Genomic DNA, 22,507 nt, shown 5'->3' on the forward strand with positions numbered 1-22,507 from the left:
AAGGAATAGAGAAACCTAAGTATGCCCACAAAATTAACCCGTAAAAAAGTCATGGTGGTTATCGTTATTCTTGCCATTATCGCAGTAAGCTCACTGCTGTTCCCCAAGAAAAAACCCAAAGATGACTACCTTGCCGGAAATTTACACGGGTTTAACCATGTCAAAGGCACCTCGGTAAATTGGTTTAAGGTTAATGGTTATTATGGCAAAGGCGGTGGCGGAACCTGTTGCATTGTTGTGCCGGCAAAATGGACGCCCAATCAATGGGTCAATGTGGAATGGGAAGTCGATCCTGATGCTTATTCAGGTAAAGCACCGCCTTTGGGTACTGATGAATTTCGTCAATATATGAAACAGCATGAAGCCAATTATCGTCGCTATAGCAAAATGGTAGAAATTCCTGAGTATGACGACCCTTGTGATGTCAAAGTGCACTTTCTTCCCTGCCAAGAAGTCAAAATTACCCTGTCTTGTAAATCATGGGGACACCCTGACTACCCTGTCAATGAACCTGATGATATGGAAGAGCCTGCGGTATGCTCGAAAAAATAACTCGTAAAAAAGTGATTGTTGCTGGCGTTATTCTTGCCATTATCGCAGTAAGCTCACTGCTGTTTCCCAAGAAAAAACCCAAAGATGACTACCTTGCCGGAAATTTACACGGGTTTAACCATGTCAAAGGCACTTCGGTAAATTGGTTTAAGGTTAATGGTTATTATGGCAAAGGCGGTGGCGGAACCTGTTGCATTGTCGTGCCGGCAAAGTGGACGCCGAATCAATGGGTCAAAGTGGAATGGGAAGTCGATCCTGATGCATACCCTACAGATTCACCGGGGGTGACAGATCCCAAATTTGATGCTTATATGAAAAAACACGAAGCCAATTATCGCCACTATCAAAAAATGGTTGAAATTCCCGAGTATGACGAACCTTGCAGTATGGATGTCCATTTTCTCCCTTGTCAGGAAGTAAAAATCACCCTGTCTTGTTATGCGACTAATCACCCTGATTATCCCATTAAAGAGCCTAGCTTTATGGAGGAACCTGCAATATGTCCACAAAATTAACCCGCAAAAAACTCATGTTTGTTGGGATAATCATTACTCTTCTTGCTGTCTATTTTCTCTTTATCCGACAACCAAAAGTGGAATATTTAGCCGGTAGTATGAGTGGTATTAACCATGTGAAAGGCACTGCGGTGAATTGGTTTAAAGTCAATGGCTATTATGCCCAAAGTGCCAATGATACTTGTTGTATTATGGTGCCCGCAAAATGGACACCTAATCAATGGGTCAAAGTGGAATGGGAAGTCGATCCTGATGCGTATTCAGATAAATCGCCACCTTTAGGTACTGATGAATTTCGCCAATATATGAAAAAACACAAAGCCAATTATCGCCACTATCAAAAAATGGTTGAAATCCCCGAATACGATGAGCCTTGTAGTGTCAAAGTCCATTTTCTTCCTTGCCAAGAAGTAAAAATTAGCCTGTCTTGTTATTCCCCTTGGCTTCCCGAATATCCAATAAAAGAACCATTAGAAATGGAGGAGCCAGCAGTATGCTCGAAAAAATAACTCGTAAAAAAGTGATTGTTGCTGGCGTTATTCTTGCCATTATCGCAGTAAGCTCACTGCTGTTCCCCAAGAAAAAACCCAAAGATGACTACCTTGCCGGAAATTTACACGGGTTTAACCATGTCAAAGGCACTTCGGTAAATTGGTTTAAGGTTAATGGTTATTATGGCAAAGGCGGTGGCGGAACCTGTTGCATTGTCGTGCCGGCAAAGTGGACGCCGAATCAATGGGTCAAAGTGGAATGGGAAGTCGATCCCGATGCTTACCCCGGTGATATTCCCAAGTTTAGCGATCCTTACTACGATGAATATATGAGGTTACATGAGGCTAATTATCGTCGTTATAGCAAAATGGTAGAAATTCCTGAGTATGACGACCCTTGTGATGTCAAAGTGCATTTTCTTCCCTGCCAAGAAGTTCGGATCACATTATCTTGTTATTCCCCGGGGCACCCTAATTATCCGATTACGGTTCCAACAAAAATGGAGGAGCCAGCAGTATGCTCGAAAAAATAACTCGTAAAAAAGTGATTGTTGCTGGCGTTATTCTTGCCATTATCGCAGTAAGCTCACTGCTGTTCCCCAAGAAAAAACCCAAAGATGACTACCTTGCCGGAAATTTACACGGGTTTAACCATGTCAAAGGCACTTCGGTAAATTGGTTTAAGGTTAATGGTTATTATGGCAAAGGCGGTGGCGGAACCTGTTGCATTGTCGTGCCGGCAAAGTGGACACCGAATCAATGGGTCAAAGTGGAATGGGAAGTCGATCCCGATGCTTATTCAGGTAATATTCCTGAGTTTAACGATCCTTACTACAAAGAATATATGAGGTTACATAAAGCCAATTATCGTCGTTATAGCAAAATGGTAGAAATTCCTGAGTATGACGACCCTTGTGATGTCAAAGTGCATTTTCTTCCCTGCCAAGAAGTTCGGATCACATTATCTTGTTATTCCCCGGGAAACCCTAATTATCCGATTACTATTCCAACAAAAATGGAGGAGCCTGCAGTATGCTCGAAAAAATAACTCGTAAAAAAGTGATTGTTGCTGGCGTTATTCTTGCCATTATCGCAGTAAGCTCACTGCTGTTCCCCAAGAAAAAACCCAAAGATGACTACCTTGCCGGAAATTTACACGGGTTTAACCATGTCAAAGGCACTTCGGTAAATTGGTTTAAGGTTAATGGTTATTATGGCAAAGGCGGTGGCGGAACCTGTTGCATTGTCGTACCGGCAAAGTGGACGCCGAATCAATGGGTCAAAGTGGAATGGGAAGTCGATCCCGATGCTTACCCCGGTGATATTCCTGAGTTTAACGATCCTTACTACAAAGAATATATGAGATTACATAAAGCTAATTATCGTCGTTATAGCAAAATGGTAGAAATTCCTGAGTATGACGACCCTTGTGATGTCAAAGTGCATTTTCTTCCCTGTCAAGAAGTCAAAATTACCCTGTCTTGTAAATCATGGGGACACCCTGACTACCCTGTCAATGAACCCGATGATATGGAGGAGCCAGAAATATGTCCAAGCAAGTAAACTCCATTTTTATTGAAACGATAGAAACAGAAGCCACTAACGCTATTTCAACCATAAGATCACAAGGTGAGCCTTGCTGGGCTCCGCCTCTATTTCCTCAAAAAGGGCGCTTAGCGCTCACAAAAGAACAAATTCGTGCTAATCATGAAAAACTAACAAATAAAGAAAAAGAGTATTATCAAAACGCGAAAATACAAAAAAAAGCATTATGTTGTAAAACATTACATGTTAGTTTGTTTTTTGATGGTACTAATAATAACAATTACAATGATACTGAAGCATCAATTCCACCTCATCCCTCTAATGTTGCTAAATTTTATCATGCTTCTTCTCCTGAAAAGAATGAAGTTAAGAATAAGGGTTTCTATAGTTATTATATTCCTGGCGTTGGTACCCCTTTTCCAGATATTGGTACAGATGAATACTATTCTGATGGCTTAATTTTTGCAACAGGTGGTGAAGCTCGAATAAGTTGGGGATTAATTCAAGTTTGTGATGCAATTTACCATGCAGTAACAGGCAACGGGCTCTCTTTAGCAGATAAACGAGACTTACTTAAAGAAATGAGTACTGATTTAAATTTTGAATCAATGATAAATACCGATCTAGACTCTACTGATACTTTTTATGGTGCGACTGGAGCCACCGCTATGGGTAGCCTAGGATTAATCGTTGGTTCCGCATACAGTAAATTTAATAAAACCTATAATCCCGTCAAACCGCTAAATGATTTACTTAAACCGCTAAAATGGAAAATATCTAAAGTAAAACCGCATATTGTTGCGTTAAAAATTTATGTTTATGGATTTTCTCGAGGTGCAGCAGAGGCTCGCACTTTTGTTTACTGGCTTAATCAATTTTTAAATTATCATTTTGAAGAGTTACCTCACGCATGGAAAAAACCGTGTCCTTTGGGAACCATTTATAGTTTACCTGTTTCCGTTGAATTTCTAGGTTTATTTGACACTGTTGCTGCGGTGGGATTAGCTAATGTTGTTCCTGGTGCTACAGGGCATAATGGTTGGGCAAGTGGTACACAACAATTGCCAAAGTCATCACTTGTCAAAAATATTTGTCATCTTGTTGCTGCCCATGAACAAAGACAATGTTTTACTGTTGACTCAATTCGAACACCTGAAGGTCATTATCCCCCGAATTCTGTTGAAGTTATTTACCCAGGAGTACACTCTGATATTGGTGGAGGTTACCCACCTGGAGACCAAGGTAAGGCAATAAATGGTAGTGAAGAGTTATTATCACAAATCACATTACATGATATGTATGCAGCGGCAATCGATGCAGGAGCACCGTTATCGATTAGAGAAGATATTTTTATACAATTACCAGAAATTAAAAATGAATATTTTTTTCGGATAATGTCTGCTGATACACTAGAGGAATTTACAATATCAGAAAATTTAGTAGATAAATTTAACTCTTGGCGAGCCTATACTCTACCGGAGCAATCCGTCTTATCTCATAATACGACTAATAAGACATTATGTTTTATACCTCCACGTTTTATAACGAGCACTTTAGAATATGTGATGGAAATTCAGCTTATTTTAATCACAGCGTGGAGAATTGGTCGCTATGGCTCAGAACAAAGTGACGAAAATAATTTAACGCATCAACCCTTTTTTACACAGGCACCACAACACTCTGACATTTCAGTCGAACCTTATGATGCTAAATTTTCAAGACAAGCTACAGCTGTGTTAGCTCTAGAATATGAGAAAAAAGCAAAAGATATCGCTGAAAAAACATCACTCAGAAATGAAGAAAAAAAGGCAATAACTGACCTTTCTAATTGGAAACCAAGCGATAAAAATATGGGGCCTCCACTTTTTGATGCAACAAATGCCAGAGGGCAATTATGGGAAGCCTCTTTAGAATTTAAATTTGAATTAGAAGATTTAAAAGGAGTGACCAGACCAGAACCTCTAATTAAAATTAATCAAAGGTCAAGAACTGAATGTCAACAAGAAGCACAATGGTTTAAAAAAGTACATGGTGAAAGCTCATCAATATACCAAACACATTTAGAAAACTGTAAAAATGATCCTGAAGTTACTTTTCCATCTGATGTTATATCAAAAGCAAATTTACTAAAAGCATTTCAATCTGCTGATAAATATGTCTACATGGCGACAACTCAAAATGAAAGGCAGGAATATCTAAGTTTAAAAGCTATCAGTAATACTATATTTAGAAAAATAATATCTTTATCGATGAGAAAAATAACTCACGATGAAGACCTTAAAAAGGTTATTAGTTTACTTGATGATCAACTACATGATTCCCGCGCATGGTTTATGCACTCAGAGAGTGGACTTCGAGAACCTTTTAGCAGTTATTTTTTATCAAGAATGATCTACTTTGGTCATAAATCAAATAAATCTATGCAGTTAATTATGCAACCTGAAGGCATATATGGCTATTTAGATAATATAGCCTTACTAGGTATAGCATATAAACCTTTATATGGAATTATATTTTTAGATTTATCGACAGGAAAAGAAATACCTACGGATATCACCCAGCTTCCGCCTCCAACACATTATTTAGTTGAGCAAATATCAGAGCTTATTAAGAAACAAAAAAAGAAAGAATTAAATAACACAATGCAAGATTTACAAGTAATTATTAAAAAATAATATTTGTAATTATAAGTCACCTTTACCTCTTAATTAGTTATATCAATTAAAACTCTTTCACAAGGATAAACATCGAAAGTTTGTTCATAATAAACAGACAGGATATGTTTATATATTCAACTATGAATTTAAAAAAAATAACTCAGACTCTACTTAACGGACAAAATCGCTATCACCTTAATGTACAAGGTTGTGATGTTTTATTTGATGTTGAACATTTCACGGGTCGTGAAGCGATTAGTGATACCTACCATTATCAAATTACCTTTACTTGCCAAGCTCAGGATTTACAACCGCAACAACTGTTACGTCGTAGTGCGACACTCTCGTTTACTCCCCCACTCAATAGCATTGCGGAATTAGCCACAAAAGAGCCTATCACCAAACAAGTTCACGGCGTTATCACACAATTTCGGCGCTTATCTGGATCAGTAGATGAAGCCCGTTATCAATTAGTGATTGAACCCGTATTTGCTTTACTACGCCATCAAATCCGCACACATCGTTTCTTCCTCAATCAGTCTGTCCCTGATGTCGTTAGTCAAATTTTACGTGAGCATAATTTTAAAGATTGGGAATTTGAATTTACATTAAAAAATGAATATCCCAAACGTGAGCAAATCAACCAATATAATGAAAGCGATCGCCAGTTTATCGAACGACTATTAAGTGAAGTCGGTATTTTTTATTCGTTCTATTTGCAAGATCAAACACAAACTGAAGTGATCCGTTTCGCCGATCGCCAAAGTGCTTATACCTTTGATAAAACCCTGCCGTTAAATAGCCCATCAGGTATGAATGATAATTACCAAGAAAGTGTATGGGGATTATCATTACATCATCAAGTAGTCGAGCAAAATGTACTAACCAAAGATTACAACCATCGACAAGCACAAGACACCTTGATTTCAGCAGTAACGGATATGACTCGTGGTGAAGGAGATGATATTCACTATGGTGAAGTTTATCATTATCAAGCAAGACACCTTGCCCGCGGTGATAAACTCACCCCTGAAGCAGAAACCGCCAACTTTTGGGCACGACTTGATCATGAACGTTTTCTGACCCGTCAAACGCGCTTAAAAGGTGAAAGTAATGCTGACTTTTTATCACCGCTACAAGTGCTTTCCATTACTGACAGCACAATACCTTCATCATTACCTTCCGTATTTCAATCCCCTATTTTAATCACTCGCTTACGCTTTAGCGGTGGTCGGGAACAAGCACTACAAGTCCGATTTAACGCTATACCTTACAGTGAAACTCTTTGCTGGCGTCCAACCGTTAAACCTCGCCCAATTATCACAGGTACACTCACTGCACGCATTACCAGTGCTAAAGATAACGATATTTATGCGCATCAAAATGAAGACGGTTTTTATTGGGTAAAATTTGATGCCGACCGTGACGAAAAACCGATGGGTTACGAAAGTATGCCAGTACGTTTGGCAAAACCCTATGCGGGTGACACTTATGGTATGCATTTTCCGTTAATTCAAGGGACTGAAGTCGCTATCGCCTTTCATGAAGGCGACCCGGACCGACCTTATATTGCCCATGCATTGCATGATTCGCGTCATCCCGATCATGTAACGGATAGAAATAACACTCGTAATGTGATCCGTACCCCAGCAAACAACAAACTGCGAATGGAAGATAAACGCGGTGAAGAACATATCAAACTCAGCACTGAATATGGTGGTAAATCACAATTAAATTTAGGGCATATTGTTGATGCCAATCGTGATAAACGTGGCGAAGGTTTTGAATTACGCACTGACAGTTGGGGGGCAATAAGAGCAGGTAAAGGGTTATTTATTAGTGCAGATAATCAAGCCAAAGCAGGTGGTGAAGTGCTGGCAATGGAACCTGCAATATCATTAGTAAAAGGTGCAATAAATCAACTAGATGATTGCAGAGAAATTACTCAAGCACATCACAATCTCCAACCAGAAAAAGAAGGGTTAGATAATCTTTTAAAAAATACCGATAAACTAGCATCACCTTCTATTTTAATGCATGCACCAGAAGGAATAGGTATTGTTACCAATGAAACACTACTTATGCAAAGTGTTGAAGCACTCTATGCTCAAACAAAAGGTGAGATGCACCTATCAAGTACACAGAAAATAGCAGTAAATGCATATCAACAAATCTCGATGTTGTCTCAAAAAGAAGGAATACGCATTGTCTCTGGAAAAGGACCTTTTGAATTAGAATCACATGGCGATATCTTCGAAGCAACGGCACTTAAAGATATTACAGTACAATCAACTCAAGGTCATATTCAATTAACTGCTAAAAATGGAATTACTTTAGGCTGTGGCGGTGGATATATTAAAATAATGCCTGATGGCCAAATTGAAATTCATACACCGAGTCGTTTAAGCCTCAAAGGACAACATATTTGGAGTGAGCCAGCGAGTGAAGATTTCCCATTACCAGACCTTCCTCAATCTGTTTGTAAAGAGTGTTTAAAGAAAGCCCAAGAAAATGCTATGGGAGTCGCTATCCGTGAATAATACATTACAATCCCCATCAAAAGAAATAACGGATCAATGGATAAAACAATTAAAATTGATCTCAGAAAAAACACATCTAGATTATCTCGATATTGTTATTGACCAAGCTGGGTTAGAAAATCCCATCGTTCCCGCTTTAATCAAGATGGATAATGATATTAGATGGTTTTCGCTTTTCACTAATATGCCGGAAGAAGGTTTTTTAGAACAAGCTCCTATGCTTATTCGTATTGAATGGAATAAAAGTACACACTTAATTTTATTAGAAGAGTTGTTTGAATTGCTTTATTCAGAGCCTCGGTTATTAATAACATCATCCCCTCTTCCATTTAATATGTTATCTACTTTTTTACTTTCTCTTGCAGAAGTAGAATGGGGATTTAAATCTTGTTTACTTCGTTTTTATGATACACGCGTATTTCCAACATTAATAAAAGATATTCTTACACCTGAACAAAAAAAAAGATTTACTGATATTACTTTTATTTGGGGCTGGCTAGATAGAGATAATGATATGAGTTGGTTATTAGGCAGTTATCACCCAGAAATTGAGGATGATACTTTTCCAATAATGCAGTTTAATGATGCTCAAATAAATAAATTGGGCTGTATTAGTGATGCTGAAGAACTAAGGTCATATTCTGAATTTAATAACACATCCATAACTCAAGAAGAAAATTTCAATCACTTATATAACCTTGCTATTCAAGCTAATAATAGTGACCACTTAGGCACTGTAGAGGAATATATTCGCAAACACTCTGTTAAGAATTAAATTATTCATATTACTATTTTTCAAATTCACACTTAAAAAGAATATAAAATGAAAAAGATAATTAGAGTTGGAGATACTTTAAATCCTTATGGTGGACAAGTGATGACCGGAAGCAACTTAGCATATGGAAAACCTATAGCTTGTATTGGTGATTCTGTTATTTGCAATAAACATGGTGAAAATAAAATTATGGAAGGAGCAACAAATTCAATCATAAATAAAAAAGCCATTGCATTAGATGGACATCATTGCGCTTGTGGTTGTACTTTAGTAAGTTCCCTTTCCGATATAAATATTAAATCATAAACTAATTATTTATATTCCATTATTATTTTATAATATATAAAGTAGGTAATATGATTAAATTAAAAATAATATTATTAATTCTAGCCTATTCCTTTTTCCTTTCTGGTTGTGCCAATGCGGGCTCTTGGGGGGCGAAACCGGAAAACTCCATATTGGGAGCCGGGCTTCAGGGCTATAACCACACGCAATACAGTATTACCGGTTTTTCGATTAATGAAGGTTATGGCAGTATTGGCGGCACGGTCTGTTGTGTGATGATCCCCGAAAAATGGCGCCCTAATTTAATCGCGCATATTCAATGGGAAAAACTCGATAAAAGTAAACTATCTCCAGCACCTGATTTTGATCAAGTAGAAGCCTATAACCGCTGGGAAAAAGAATTAGACCGCTATACGACCTATCACGAAGCTTGGGTACCCATCCCACAATATGATAAAGAAGTGTGTGGGGTCGATGTTCATTTTTTACCTTGTGACGAAATGAAAATCACCACTTCTTGCTATAGCTATGGTGATCCTGAATACCCGATTAATGAGCCTCATAATATGAAGGAGCCCGCTGTATGTCCCCAAAAATAACCTTTTGGCAAATTTCCCCCAAACTTGCCTCGCTCTTAATTATCTCTTTTTTCCTTTCCGGTTGTGCCAATGCGGGCTCTTGGGGTGCAAAACCAGAAAACGCCATCTTGGGAGCCGGGCTTCAGGGCTATAACCACACACAATTTGAAATTTCAGGTTTTTCAATTAATGAAGGTTACGGCAGTATTGGCGGCACGGTCTGTTGTGTGATGATCCCTGAAAAATGGCGCCCTAATTTAATCGCACATATTCAATGGAAAAAGGTGGATACCACAAAATTTCCACCAGCACCTGATTTTGACCAAGTCGAAGCCTATAATCGCTGGGAGCAACAACTGCGCGATAATACCTCAACCCACGAAGCTTGGGTGCCTATTCCGCAATATGATAAAGAAGTGTGTGGGGTCGATGTCCATTTTTTACCTTGTGACGAAGTGAAAATCACCACTTCTTGCTATAGCTATGGTGATCCTGAATACCCGATTAATGAGCCTCATAATATGAAGGAGCCCGCCGTATGTTCGAAGAAATAAAAGCAGAACCAGTTTGGGTACCTAATCATTTCCCTGATAAAGGCCGATTAAAATTAACACAACAACAGATAGAACATAACTATAAAATACGAGAAGAAGAGAAACGAAATCATAGTTCCAGCCTTGCTGGCGTAAAAAATAATTGCTGTCGTAATTTACATATCAGTTTCTTTTTCGATGGCACCAATAATAATCGAGATAGAGATATGAAGGCTGAGCCTAAAACTGCCACCAATATTACGCGATTATTTGAAGCCACCAATGAAGATGAAAATAATCCTAATAAAAAAGAAAGAGAGTATTTTAAATACTATATGCCTGGAGTTGGTACCGCCTTTCCTGAAATAGCAGAATATAACTTCACTGATACGGGTTTAAAATATGCTACAGGGGGTGAGGATCGTATTAATTGGGCATTATTAATGTTAGCCAATACATTAAGAGTAGCTTCTGGTAATAAGAGGTTAGAGCTATCTGAATGTAGAATGTATTTAAAAGATATGGCAACCCCAACATATCTTCCTATTAGCGGTAAAGGTCGTCGCCGTGCCATTATCCACTCTTTAGTTAATAAAAAAGAGATTATTGAAGGATTACAACTTAAACCTAAAACATTAACGATTAAACTTTATGTTTATGGTTTCTCTCGTGGTGCGGCGGAAGCAAGAACCTTTGTTAATTGGGTGACGCAATTATTTGATACCCCAGAAGGAGCCGATAAACCTGTTCAAAAATTATGTGGTATTGATGTAAAAGTCGAATTTATCGGTATTTTAGATACCGTACCCTCTGTGGGTATAGTGCACTTGGCGCCCTTCTTTTCGGGTCATATGGATTGGGCAAATGGTACTCAGCAACTCCCCAGTGAAAAAGTTTTTCCTAACTTTATTAAATGCTGTCGTCACTTTGTTTCTGCCCATGAACAACGTTTCTGTTTTCCTCTAGATACAGTAAGACGGCCTTCAGATTGGGAGAATGAAAAAAATAAAGCAGATACATCTGAAAGTAATAAAAATATTGATGGAAATAATAAAAATACTGATGGGAATAATAAAAATACTGATGGGAATAAGTATGGTCGTTATCCTAAAATATCCGATATTGAAGAAGTGGTTTATCCTGGTGTTCACTCTGATATTGGAGGAGGGTATGAAGTTGGCGATCAGGGTAAGGCATTTGAAGACCCTTCCATGTTAGTTTCACAAATCGTCTTACATGATCTCTATCTTTCGGCATTTCTTGTAGGATCACCATTAAATATAATAGGGGAATCACCAAAAAACAGAAGTGGTGATTATATGAGTGCAAGTATTACTAGAGAAGTTCAATCATTATTCAAGATAAACCCAATTCTAATTCAACGTTTTAATGCTTGGCGAAAAATTACATTAGGGTTACCACCAGTAGCTACTACTAATTTCTCAGGAAGCTTCAATGCTTGCCGTGCAAATATGTCATTAGAAAAAATCGTCGAAAAGCAGATGGCATGGATGACGGCTTGGCGTATTGATAGATATGCCGATATGAATCTTTTTAATCAAGATTTTTATAAAAATGCAGTCCAGCATGGTACTGAAAAGATAAAGACAGATAGAAAAGAATGGAAAGAAAAACAAGATGAAAAAGAAAAACAACAAAAAGAAAAAATAAAAAATGGTACAGACACCATTTCACCAGGAGATCTTGCAGGACCTCCGCATTATGAGCCCATGCTAGGTAAAACACAATTAAGAGAAGGCGCTGAAGAATTTAAAGCGGACTATTATGATGAACGAAGAGAAGTTCGAAATTGGAAACAATTTTCTATCGATAATTTACTAACAAATATAATGTGCTTATTAAATACTGACGATGAAAAATCTGAATATTTTTATATGAAAAAAAGTGGTGATGATATTTATAAAAAAGGTGATGGATTTCCTTTATTTAAAGAAAACAATACGCTAGATCCCGAGAAATTATTAACAAGAGATTTATTTGATAATCAACTTCATGATTCTCGTGCTTGGTTTATGCATGATGCATTACAATCTAGAGAACCTTGGGCAAGCTATTTTAGCTATCGAATGATTTATGCGGACAGTGAAACTAATAAATTTTTATCACCTGTTGCAATAGCAGGAAAAGTAATTGGCATAGCAACATTTGTTGGAGGTATGGCATATATGGTGAGACAAAAGAACATTAAAAATGGATTAGGTGTTTTTGCTGGCACATTGGGTGTTATGTCAATGGAATATGAAGTAGTAAATGCAATAACAGGATTAGCACTTCCCCTTAATCCTGAAGATGTTAAACCTACTAAAAATGCGGGCCCTGTACAATCAATTGCCATAGCTCAATCTATTGTTGAAAAAACAGAAGGTGTTATAAATAGTTTAACTCAAGTTATTGATACTAAAAAAATCTTATCAATTGCTTAAATTAGTATTAATCCCATTTATTTTAATTCTATCTCTAAAAAATCAGGAGATATATCGTGAGATATCCTCCGCGTTACCCTGAATTTACCCAAGACAAACCGATAAATTGGAAAAAACTATTAAAGTGGTTATTTATATTTATTGGTTTCTCTCTTTTTTTTACTAATATTATTTTATCAAATAGTAAAATAGAGAATAAATATTTTATTTTATTTTCTAGTGTTATCATTCCTATCTTTATTTCATCATTCTTATTTTTAATTTATTTATTTTTAAAAGTATTAGACAATCATAACAATGAATTATTTAAAAAACAATTTGATGAAGACAGTAAAAAATGGTGGTTATACCATAGTGCTTCAATACCAATAAAAAACTCAATTGTTATTGGCTCTCTGGGTGAAAACCAATATAAATGGCGTCAGGCTTTAAAAAACAAACCGATACCTCCATCTTCTATAAGAGAGGAGGAGCAAGAGTGCATTCCCTGTTCAGCACTCATCGGAGATAAAAAAAACAGAGAAGAAATGATCGCTAAATTACTAGCTAATCACTTTATAAATACTGAAGAAAACAATATTGATAATATCAAAATAGATAATGTTTACTGGAAAGGTAGTCAAGGTAGTCTAAATAAATTTATTGAACATCTAAAAGATCATCATATATTACCACCATTAAAAACCATATTTATCGATTCAATAGATTCTTTAGATATTATTATTGATAACTACTATCTTCATTATAAGTCAGAGCATTACAACCTTGTTGGCGGTTCTAATATTTTTGATGACATCAATACAGGTAGATTGGCTGAAACCGGTTTTTTATGGACAATATTTCCAAATAAAGATGCTTACCATTTACATCGTTGTGAAATATCAAATAATGAAAACACTAATGAGTTAGCATCTCAAATAATGAAATATTCAGGGCTGGAAAATTCACCAGAAATAAATATATCGATTAATACTCAAGCATCTTATGCTTTTTTATCAACACCGCTCGATTCTATCGATAATATCGTACAAGATTACTTCGGCGATAGTACTTGTTCATCACCATTTATTGCTATTTCATTTGCTGTTCTACACTGTATGGATAATGCTATTAATAGCTGCGGATGGATTTCTGGGTATTATAATAATCAATATATAGCAGGGGTTATTCTCAAAGATGAAAATCAATGATAAGCTTTCTTCAACTCGGGATCTATTTATTATTTATGCTGTTATTCTTACAATATCCCTTTTTACATTATCTATACTTTATTATCTTTTTGGTAATGACATATTCAAAACAAGTTATTTACCTAAAGAAATTATATTTTTTACTTTTTCCAGTTGGATAGCTTTATTATTAGCTTTTCCATTTTTTATTTATGGATGGAAGAAAGTTATTCCATTACTCAGCAAACCTTTCTTATATAATACAAAAACGTTACCCGAAATAAACAAACAAAATAATTCATTTATTGATGATATATTTAAACAATATGGTCAACGTAATTCAAAAAATTTAATACGTATACTCCTTATCGGCACTCCCATTGCTATCGAAAAACTCACTCCCAACCTAACAACGGAGATCTGGCAAGAAAGTAACGGCACATTGCTTATCTATGGTGGCGATATCCATCAACCTATGGATGAAAATTTAATTCAAGATCTAAAACAGCTACGTCGCCGTCGTCCACTTGATGCCGTTATTTGGGTATCAGAAAATAATTTATCGCAACAACCGCTGGGTCATTCCTTATTTAATCACTTAAATTCGACCAACACCGATACCGCAAGCCGCTATTTCCACCAGCTCTTTCGCCTATTGCGCTGGCAAGCCCCCATTTGGCTTTGGAACATCAGTAATAACGGCGAAATAACCACAGATGAAACGCCCACCGTGCTTTATTCAGCTCCTTTCAAGGCGACGGCTGAAACGCTTTCCAATGACTTAAAAACGCTTTTACCTGCATTAGTGGAACAAGGTACACAAGCAGTCTTACATAATCAAACACAGACCTATTTACTGGCTTTAGCCCGCTTTTTGCAGTATGAAGGATGTGAAAAACTCGCCAATAACTTGGCTCCACTATTATCAGGTTATCGCTCGTTGCCGTTTGCGGGTGTGCTCTTTAGTACGGCGGGTAACGATAACGTTTCAGCCATTTCACCAAAAACCAATCAGTGGACATCTAATTCCCATTGGAAAGCGCTCATTACAGCAAATTCACAACTGCCTTATCAGTTAAAAGCCTCACCTTTAGGCTTAAATTCAAAACGTATTTTACAATATACTGTGGCGACCGCCATGACGCTGTGGGGCATTGGCATGGTAGTTTCTTACTTTATGAATCGCCAATTAATTACCCAAAGTCAGCAACAAGCGCAATTAGCAACGGACAATCACCAATCTGAACTTGCCCGCTTACAAGCCCAATATGGCTTGCAACAAACTCTTGGCTTATTGAGTCACCGAGAAAAAACCGCTGTGCCATTTTGGCTACGTTTTGGATTAAGTCGTAATAACGCATTGCTTAATCATCTGTGGCCCGTTTATAGCCAATCCATGTTGCCATTATTACGGGATTCAACTCAGCATCATCTTGAATCTTATCTGCAAGCATTTATGCAGCTCCCTCCTGAAAGTGCGGAGCGAATTGAAGGCGCTCAATCGGCTTATCAAGCATTAAAATCCTATTTAATGATGAGCGAACCTTCTCGTATCGAACCGGTTTTTTTTACTGAAAGTGTACTCAATATTTGGCATCAAAATGAAGATCTAAAAGAGGGTGAATGGCAAACCTTAGGCACAGAATTATTAACTTTCTATGCTTCTCAATTACCTTATCACGAGGAGTGGATAATTAAGCCTAATCGTACTTTAGTTGCTGGAAGTCGCACTATTCTTATTCGTCAAATTGGTCAACGTAATGGCGAATCTGCGCTTTACCAAAAAATCTTACAACAGGCACAGCATAACTTCGCAGAGATGACATTAGATGATATGACCGGTGATACCGATGTCAGTTTCTTACTCAGTACCTCTGAAACCATACCGGGGATTTTTACACGTAAAGCGTGGGAAGAATCGATTGAACCTGCTATCAAAAAAGCAGTTCATGAAAGACGAGAAGAAATCGATTGGGTATTAAGTGACACACAAAAAGAGACCGATATTGATATCTCTCCCGAAAAACTACAACAAAATCTGACAGAACGCTATTTTAATGATTTTTCAGGCAGTTGGTTAAGCTTTCTCAACGGATTACACTGGCGAGAAACACAAAATTTATCCGATACGATTGATCAACTCACATTAATGAGCGATGTCAGACAGTCTCCTATTATCGCCCTAATGAATACACTTTCTTATCAAGGTAAAACGGGTCGTCAGCAAGAAAAATTAGCTGACTCTTTTGTGAATTCCGCCAAAGACTTGTTAAACAAAGAGCAACAACCTGTCATTAGCCAAAAAGCCGAATTCACAGGTCCTCTAGAGCCTGTTTTTGCACCGATATTGGCGTTTACTGATCCGCAATCTTCAGCACAAAATAGTGATGCATTGAGCTTACAAGCCTATCTTACTCGCGTGACAAGAGTGCGCTTAAAACTCCAACAAGTGGTGAATGCCCCCGACCCCCAAGCCATGTCTCAAGCCTTAGCCCGAAGTGTTTTTGAAGGAAAAACCGTCGATTTATCCGAAACGCAAGATTACGGAAGCTTAATCGCCGCAAGTTTTGGTCAAGAGTGGAGCGGTTTTGGGCAGACACTGCTAGTACAACCGATGTCTCAAGCATGGCAGCAGTTATTAGCGCCGACGTCGCAAGGTATTAATACGCAATGGCGCAATGCGGTGGTAAATGACTGGAATAACGCCTTTGGAGGTCGTTATCCCCTTAAAAATACCCAAAGTGAAATTTCATTACCTTTAATGGCACAATATTTACGCCCTGATAATGGGCGTATTCAGCGTTTTCTTGAAAGCCATCTCAACGGAGTGTTGCGTAAAGAAGGCACCCATTGGGTACCCGATACCACCAATGCCCAAGGCTTAACCTTTAATCCCGAGTTTTTAAAAGCCTTAGATAAACTCAGCTATCTGGGGGATGTTGTTTTTGCGAATGGTGAAGCACGTCTTTACTTTGAATTACGCCCAGGTACCTCACCCAACATTATGCAAACGCATTTAATGATAGATAGACAATCTCTTCTTTACAATAACCAGCAACCCCAATGGCAGCGTTTTGTCTGGCCAGCGGATACCGTTGCCTCTGGGGCATCACTGAGCTGGATAACCACAAACACAGGCACGCGTATTTATGGTGATTATCGTGGCGTCTGGGGCATTATTCGTTTACTGGAAGATGCCCAAATTACACCTTATGCAGGGAGTACCAGCAGTTATTCTGTTAGTTGGAAAACCTTAAACGGACAATCACTAAATTACACCTTAAGAACTGAAATGGGTGAAGGTCCTATCGCTCTCTTGCAACTACGCAATTTTGTTTTACCAGAAAAGATCTTTTTGGATTAAATAAAAAACACATTCCCTATTATCTCAAAAGGAAATACGCTCACTATGTCCTTATTGGATACCTTAATCTCATCATGCTTTGCTGATGATACAAACAAGGTGCAACAACTTGCTCAACAACAAATCGCGTTATGGGATCGTTGGCTATTACCGGTTACTCCTAATCAACCTGTAGGTGATGATCCCAGTTATGAAGATGACTTTGAACGAATGAAAGAAGAAGTCAATAAACTCTCTGGCGCTGATACTGAACTCATTTGCTTACTTGCTGAAAACTTACTGCTCAATTTCTGCAAAGATATGCGTGTTATAACCTATTATATATGGGCACGTTTGCACAAAGAAGGTGAGCATGGGCTTGCCGATTCTTTGGGGCTTTTGGCTGGATTGCTCACCCGCTACCACGACACATTATTACCTAGCCGAGCAACCAGTAGAAAATCAGCCTTAGAGTGGTTATCAGGGCAACGCGTTTTAGATAGCTTATCGCTTTATCCCGAAGTCGATCACAATGAATTTTCTCGTATTATCGCCTTATTAGCCATTATTGAAACAGAGCTTGAAACATGGAATGAAGCTGAGCGTCCTCAACTGGCTGGATTACATCAAGCACTCGAAAAGCGTCTTGCTCAATCAGGTGGGACAAAGTCATTAGTTCCCCAAAACATGAGCCGAACTGAATCGACTTACAATAGCCCCGCCTCTTCTTCAATTTCACAGAGCACCCCCATAGAGACCATACAATCAGGTCGTGAATTATTAGATCAATCCAAAATGCTCGCTAATTATCTACGTAATCAATCTAATGGTTGGTTAGCTGGGCATAGATTAATGAAAGTGGTGAGATGGGATACGCTCCATCAACTTCCACCACAAAATCAGCAAGGTTGTACTCGTCTTTCTCCGCCCAGAACCGATGCAAGGGCGCAACTTAAACGCCTCTATTTACAACAAAGTTGGGGGGAACTGGCAGAGCAAGCAGATAAGCTTTTTGCCGAAGGTGTTAACCATTTTTGGTTAGATGTACAGTGGTATCTCTATCAAGCACTTAGTCAGTCTCCTGCCCCTTGGAATGCATGGTCTGATATTATAAAAAATGATTTAAAACAATTCCTTACTCGTCTTCCAGATTTAGAGAACTTATCATGGGAAGACGGTACACCATTTGCCGATGAAGTCACATTAAGTTGGATAAAACAGCATGTTATGGAAGAAAACTTTGATGCCATGCAAGGATTATCAAATAATGACTCTCACTCATCTGATGATCAATCAATACTGGCATTAGAAAACGAAGCAATCACACAAGCGGATAATGAAGGTATAGACGTTGCATTAAAATGGCTACAACATCGCCCAGATATCCGCTCTTCAAGACAAAAATGGTTATTAAATCTCATTATGGCACGAGTAGCAGAACAATTTGCTCGCCATGATCTAGCATTAAATTTATTACGTGAACTCGATAAAAAAGCGCTTTCGATGTCATTAACACAATGGGAGCCCAATTATATTTTTGAAGTAAAAGCACGACAACTTCATCTTTTACGAGCAAAAATTCAACGTAACACTTCAGATAGAACCCGTATAGAGCAACAGATGGAGCTATTACTCAGTGAATTAACTGCTATCGATCCGGTTCGCTCTGCAATTTTATATTCCTAATCTTTTACTCAACGAATCAAGGTATCAAATTAATGGATGATTTAACCCTTCGCTATTTTGATGCAGAAATGCGCTACCTTAGAGAAGCCGCCAAAGAGTTTGCGCAAGCGCACCCCGATAGAGCTGCAATGCTCGACTTAGATAAAGCAGGCACACCCGATCCTTTTGTTGAGCGTTTATTTGAAGGTTTTGCTTTCTCTATGGGGCAATTAAGACAAAAAATTGATGATGACTTACCCGAATTAACAGAAGGCCTTGTCAGTTTATTATGGCCTCACTATTTACAGACCATTCCATCATTATCTATTGTTGAATTAGCGCCTGATATTCAAAAAATGAAAATGACGGATAAAATACCTGCCCAATTTGAAGTGCTTTCTCGCCCTGTCGGTCCTAAAAAAACAGTTTGTCATTATCGAACAACTCAAGATTTAACGCTTAATCCAATAAAAATTGTCGCTGTAAACTTAACGACTGAGCCCGATGGACGCTCAACGATCAGATTAAAATTTAAATGTAGTGAAATGATTAATTGGTCTGAAGTGAGTCTTCATGCGCTCTCATTTTATTTATCTGGAGATATTCCGACAACTAATGCATTGCATTTGGCATTAACTAAACAAATTGCAAAAACCTATCTAAAACTCCCCCAATCAAAAGATAGAATTGCGATCCCTCTTTATTTTTCACCGAGAGGATTTGAGAATACAGACACGCTTTGGCCTAAAGGAGATACCACATTTAGTGGCTATCAATTATTACTCGAATATTTTTCTTTTCGTGAAAAATTTATGTTTGTTTCACTTAATGGATTAGATGATATTCACTTCCCTGAAGAAACATCTGCATTTGAATTAGATATTGTTCTCAATACATTGTGGGATAACGCGCTTACATTAAATGAGGAAAATATTCGTTTACATTGCGTACCCGTTATCAATCTTTTTAACATAGAAGCCGATCCACTAACGATTAATGGGCTGGAAAGCGAATATTTATTACGACCACGCCGTATTCAAGATGGGCATACTGAAATATATAGTGTTGATAGTGTACATGGCTCTCAGCGTACAAATGAAGCGGTTTATGTACCTTTTACCAGCTTTCGCCATCGTGGTGGAATGTTACGGCATAATGCGCCTGAACGTTATTATCATACCCGAGTGAAACGAGGTGTGACAGGTCTTCATGATACTTGGCTTATATTAGGAGGAGAAAAACAAGCGATTGATTTAGCAACTCAGACAGAAACCCTATCATTGCAACTCACAGGGACTAATGGGCAATTACCTCGCAAAGCACTACAAAGTACTTTACTTGATAGAACAGAGCAAACCCTACAGATCCCAATAACAGTATGTAATTTGTGTAAGCCAACACTGCCTCTTTATCCCCCTTCAGAAGATCGCTTCCACTGGCGAGTGCTAAGCCACTTAGGTTCTAGCTTTCTAAACATGATGGATAATGCTGAAGTGCTACGAGGTACTCTCGCGCTTTATGATTGGCGAGATGATGATATGAACCATAGAAAACTCAATGCCATTATTCATGTCGAGCATCATTTAATTGAACGCTTTGAGAAAGGTTTTTTACAACGAGGTATTGATATCGAAGTCACAATTGATAGCAATGGTTTTAATGGTGAAGGTGATATTCATTTATTTGGTGAAATGCTTAATCGCTTTTTTGCACTTTATGCTGATGTTCATCTTTTTAATCAATTAACACTGATTATTTTACCAACAGGAAAACGCATTCAATGGAAAGAAAGCCACAATCCGCAGCTACCCCGTTAATTCAGATGTTAGGTGAAAAGCTACCTTATGTAAATTTCTATCGCTTTTGCCAATTACTTGAAAAATCCACCCCTGAATTACCTGAATTAGGCAGTTCTCATGACCCGAAAATGGATCCTATTCGCTTTCGCCCACATCGTGGTATGGGATTTCCTGCCTCTGAGATCAAAGGAACAGATCCTCTAGATAAATACCGAAAAAGTACCATACCAAGCTTACATACTACCTTTTTGGGACTTTATGGTATCACATCACCACTCCCAACATCTTATCTTGACGATATTGCGCAATACCGCGATGGCACAGATTCACTCACTGACTTTTTAGATATTTTTAACCATCGCCTTACCACCCAGTTTTATCGGATCTGGCGTAAATATTCTTATCCCGCAACTTTTGGAGAAGGAGGATCAGATAAAACATCGCAATATCTTTATGGTTTAATTGGCTTGGGTATTCCTGGTTGTGCTAATCATGTGCAATCACCTTTATCTCGCTTTTTGGCACTATTAGGGATCTTACGTTTACCGACACGTACAGCCGAAGGCATTAGCGCATTAGTAAAATTATTAGCACCATCAACAAAAGTCCGTATTACACCTCATGATCCACGCAGAATTGCACTCGATACTCCCACCATCATGTCGTGTTTGCAACCTATAACATTAGAAAATAAACCCGTTTTAGGTCGCTATGCTATTGATGTAAATAGCCAAGTATTAATCAAGCTACATACAGAAAATAAAGAAGAAGCAAAGGGCTGGTTACCCGATGGCAGCATTTATCAGGATTTTATGGCATTACTTCGCGTTTATTTGGGTTCAAGAGTTAATGCACGACTACGTTTAACATTACCTAGACATTTATTACCGGATGCAACCTTGAGCACCTCTAAAAAACAAGGAGTACAGTTAGGTAGAACTGCCGTCATGCGACCTCACAGTCAGATTGAAACACAACCAGCATCTTTTATCACCATTGGAATTGGTTTTTATCAATATCTAACTCCCCGCACTCAACATTATAAAAGTGATTCATATGGCAATTATCAATTTTAAATCGCAAACATTTCTTTCTTATCCTCTGCGACTAGTACTGTTATTTATCATAACGTTTGCAATCGCAGGTTGTGGTTTAACTCAAACTATCAGTGATGGTACGGTTTCTTTAACTAAATCTATTTTTTATAAGCAAATTAAAATATTGCATTTAGATTTTACCGCAAGAGAAGCACTTAATACTGATGATAATGGTTCATCACTTTCCGTCATTGTTCGAGTATTCCAACTAAAATCCGCTGATACTTTTAATGATAGCGATTATCTCTCACTGTTTAATCAAAATGATGATGTTTTAACCTCTTCTTTATTAGCGCAAAAAGACTTACGTATTCGTCCTGGTGAATCTATTTCTTTTGATATGGAGATGGAAAAAGAAACTGAATTTGTCGCTATTGCCATAATGTTTCATACGCCTGATGAAGCCAAAAATAACTGGCGGATTGTTATTCCTAAAAACGAACTCGATCCTGATAAAGCACGTAAAATTGTACTTGCTGAAAATACATTAACATTACAACCTTTGGATAAAAAATAACG

19 protein-coding genes are annotated in these 22,507 nt (G+C 37.9%); all 19 read left to right on the forward strand.

Annotated elements, in window-relative coordinates; all coding sequences use genetic code 11:
- Positions 1-21 precede the first annotated feature (21 nt).
- The 19 genes from SB028_RS14830 (at position 22) to tssJ (ending at position 22,505) form a co-directional block, all read left to right on the forward strand.
- The gene (locus SB028_RS14830; protein ID WP_077885087.1) at positions 22-552 is read left to right on the forward strand and encodes a DUF3304 domain-containing protein; all 531 of its coding nucleotides are present in this window, start codon (positions 22-24) and stop codon (positions 550-552) included.
- Positions 537-1,067, forward strand: a complete 531-nt coding sequence (locus SB028_RS14835) for a DUF3304 domain-containing protein (RefSeq protein WP_069367620.1) — start codon at positions 537-539, stop codon at positions 1,065-1,067. Before SB028_RS14830 ends, SB028_RS14835 begins: the two co-directional genes overlap by 16 nt.
- Positions 1,052-1,576, forward strand: coding sequence for a DUF3304 domain-containing protein (locus SB028_RS14840; RefSeq protein ID WP_069367619.1), 525 nt, complete (start codon positions 1,052-1,054; stop codon positions 1,574-1,576). The genes SB028_RS14835 and SB028_RS14840 overlap by 16 nt, the downstream gene beginning before the upstream one ends.
- Positions 1,561-2,091 (forward strand): DUF3304 domain-containing protein, encoded by a 531-nt coding sequence (locus SB028_RS14845; protein WP_318859641.1) that lies wholly within the window; start codon positions 1,561-1,563, stop codon positions 2,089-2,091. Before SB028_RS14840 ends, SB028_RS14845 begins: the two co-directional genes overlap by 16 nt.
- Positions 2,076-2,606 carry a DUF3304 domain-containing protein gene (locus tag SB028_RS14850; RefSeq protein ID WP_318859643.1) on the forward strand — a complete coding sequence of 177 codons (531 nt, stop codon included), beginning with the start codon at positions 2,076-2,078 and terminating at the stop codon, positions 2,604-2,606. The genes SB028_RS14845 and SB028_RS14850 overlap by 16 nt, the downstream gene beginning before the upstream one ends.
- Positions 2,591-3,121, forward strand: a complete 531-nt coding sequence (locus SB028_RS14855) for a DUF3304 domain-containing protein (protein WP_069368855.1) — start codon at positions 2,591-2,593, stop codon at positions 3,119-3,121. The genes SB028_RS14850 and SB028_RS14855 overlap by 16 nt, the downstream gene beginning before the upstream one ends.
- A complete protein-coding gene (locus SB028_RS14860) occupies positions 3,106-5,778 on the forward strand; it encodes a T6SS phospholipase effector Tle1-like catalytic domain-containing protein (RefSeq protein ID WP_069368854.1) in 2,673 nt (890 codons plus the stop codon). The genes SB028_RS14855 and SB028_RS14860 overlap by 16 nt, the downstream gene beginning before the upstream one ends.
- A 122-nt stretch (positions 5,779-5,900) precedes the next feature.
- Positions 5,901-8,300 (forward strand): type VI secretion system Vgr family protein, encoded by a 2,400-nt coding sequence (locus SB028_RS14865; protein ID WP_069368853.1) that lies wholly within the window; start codon positions 5,901-5,903, stop codon positions 8,298-8,300.
- Positions 8,293-9,075: a DUF4123 domain-containing protein gene (locus SB028_RS14870; protein WP_069368852.1), complete on the forward strand. Its 783-nt coding sequence runs from the start codon at positions 8,293-8,295 to the stop codon at positions 9,073-9,075. Before SB028_RS14865 ends, SB028_RS14870 begins: the two co-directional genes overlap by 8 nt.
- 48 nt (positions 9,076-9,123) lie before the next feature.
- Positions 9,124-9,381, forward strand: coding sequence for a PAAR domain-containing protein (locus SB028_RS14875; protein WP_069368851.1), 258 nt, complete (start codon positions 9,124-9,126; stop codon positions 9,379-9,381).
- A gap of 50 nt (positions 9,382-9,431) precedes the next feature.
- A complete protein-coding gene (locus SB028_RS14880; RefSeq protein WP_318859649.1) occupies positions 9,432-9,959 on the forward strand; it encodes a DUF3304 domain-containing protein in 528 nt (175 codons plus the stop codon).
- Entirely contained in the window at positions 9,944-10,492 is a 549-nt protein-coding gene (locus tag SB028_RS14885) for a DUF3304 domain-containing protein (RefSeq protein ID WP_318859651.1), read from the forward strand. The genes SB028_RS14880 and SB028_RS14885 overlap by 16 nt, the downstream gene beginning before the upstream one ends.
- Entirely contained in the window at positions 10,477-12,915 is a 2,439-nt protein-coding gene (locus SB028_RS14890) for a DUF2235 domain-containing protein (RefSeq protein WP_318859653.1), read from the forward strand. Before SB028_RS14885 ends, SB028_RS14890 begins: the two co-directional genes overlap by 16 nt.
- Positions 12,916-12,971: 56 nt before the next feature.
- Complete coding sequence (locus SB028_RS14895; RefSeq protein WP_069369139.1) at positions 12,972-14,105, forward strand: hypothetical protein; 1,134 nt, start codon at positions 12,972-12,974, stop codon at positions 14,103-14,105.
- Entirely contained in the window at positions 14,092-17,448 is a 3,357-nt protein-coding gene (locus SB028_RS14900; RefSeq protein WP_318859654.1) for an ImcF-related family protein, read from the forward strand. Before SB028_RS14895 ends, SB028_RS14900 begins: the two co-directional genes overlap by 14 nt.
- A 45-nt stretch (positions 17,449-17,493) precedes the next feature.
- Positions 17,494-19,113, forward strand: a complete 1,620-nt coding sequence (tssA, locus tag SB028_RS14905; RefSeq protein WP_069368380.1) for a type VI secretion system protein TssA — start codon at positions 17,494-17,496, stop codon at positions 19,111-19,113.
- 32 nt (positions 19,114-19,145) lie between these two features.
- On the forward strand, positions 19,146-20,909 hold the full coding sequence (gene tssF, locus SB028_RS14910) for a type VI secretion system baseplate subunit TssF (RefSeq protein ID WP_069368379.1): 1,764 nt from the start codon (positions 19,146-19,148) through the stop codon (positions 20,907-20,909).
- A complete protein-coding gene (tssG, locus tag SB028_RS14915) occupies positions 20,873-21,967 on the forward strand; it encodes a type VI secretion system baseplate subunit TssG (protein ID WP_069368378.1) in 1,095 nt (364 codons plus the stop codon). Before tssF ends, tssG begins: the two co-directional genes overlap by 37 nt.
- Positions 21,948-22,505, forward strand: coding sequence for a type VI secretion system lipoprotein TssJ (gene tssJ / locus SB028_RS14920; RefSeq protein WP_069368377.1), 558 nt, complete (start codon positions 21,948-21,950; stop codon positions 22,503-22,505). The genes tssG and tssJ overlap by 20 nt, the downstream gene beginning before the upstream one ends.
- Positions 22,506-22,507: the final 2 nt, after the last annotated feature.

The sequence above is a fragment of the Proteus vulgaris genome, from assembly GCF_033708015.1.
Taxonomy (GTDB): Bacteria; Pseudomonadota; Gammaproteobacteria; order Enterobacterales; family Enterobacteriaceae; genus Proteus.

What these genes read in the sequence shown, in the direction of transcription:
- SB028_RS14845 (WP_318859641.1), top strand. Translation starts at nt 1,561, where the DNA reads ATGCTCGAAAAAATAACTCGTAAAAAAGTGATTGTTGCTGGCGTTATT.
- SB028_RS14875 (WP_069368851.1), top strand. Translation starts at nt 9,124, where the DNA reads ATGAAAAAGATAATTAGAGTTGGAGATACTTTAAATCCTTATGGTGGA.
- SB028_RS14860 (WP_069368854.1), top strand. Translation starts at nt 3,106, where the DNA reads ATGTCCAAGCAAGTAAACTCCATTTTTATTGAAACGATAGAAACAGAA.
- tssG (WP_069368378.1), top strand. Translation starts at nt 20,873, where the DNA reads ATGGAAAGAAAGCCACAATCCGCAGCTACCCCGTTAATTCAGATGTTA.
- SB028_RS14900 (WP_318859654.1), top strand. Translation starts at nt 14,092, where the DNA reads ATGAAAATCAATGATAAGCTTTCTTCAACTCGGGATCTATTTATTATT.
- SB028_RS14855 (WP_069368855.1), top strand. Translation starts at nt 2,591, where the DNA reads ATGCTCGAAAAAATAACTCGTAAAAAAGTGATTGTTGCTGGCGTTATT.
- tssJ (WP_069368377.1), top strand. Translation starts at nt 21,948, where the DNA reads ATGGCAATTATCAATTTTAAATCGCAAACATTTCTTTCTTATCCTCTG.
- SB028_RS14850 (WP_318859643.1), top strand. Translation starts at nt 2,076, where the DNA reads ATGCTCGAAAAAATAACTCGTAAAAAAGTGATTGTTGCTGGCGTTATT.
- SB028_RS14880 (WP_318859649.1), top strand. Translation starts at nt 9,432, where the DNA reads ATGATTAAATTAAAAATAATATTATTAATTCTAGCCTATTCCTTTTTC.
- SB028_RS14890 (WP_318859653.1), top strand. Translation starts at nt 10,477, where the DNA reads ATGTTCGAAGAAATAAAAGCAGAACCAGTTTGGGTACCTAATCATTTC.
- SB028_RS14835 (WP_069367620.1), top strand. Translation starts at nt 537, where the DNA reads ATGCTCGAAAAAATAACTCGTAAAAAAGTGATTGTTGCTGGCGTTATT.
- SB028_RS14885 (WP_318859651.1), top strand. Translation starts at nt 9,944, where the DNA reads ATGTCCCCAAAAATAACCTTTTGGCAAATTTCCCCCAAACTTGCCTCG.
- SB028_RS14865 (WP_069368853.1), top strand. Translation starts at nt 5,901, where the DNA reads ATGAATTTAAAAAAAATAACTCAGACTCTACTTAACGGACAAAATCGC.
- tssF (WP_069368379.1), top strand. Translation starts at nt 19,146, where the DNA reads ATGGATGATTTAACCCTTCGCTATTTTGATGCAGAAATGCGCTACCTT.
- tssA (WP_069368380.1), top strand. Translation starts at nt 17,494, where the DNA reads ATGTCCTTATTGGATACCTTAATCTCATCATGCTTTGCTGATGATACA.
- SB028_RS14830 (WP_077885087.1), top strand. Translation starts at nt 22, where the DNA reads ATGCCCACAAAATTAACCCGTAAAAAAGTCATGGTGGTTATCGTTATT.
- SB028_RS14840 (WP_069367619.1), top strand. Translation starts at nt 1,052, where the DNA reads ATGTCCACAAAATTAACCCGCAAAAAACTCATGTTTGTTGGGATAATC.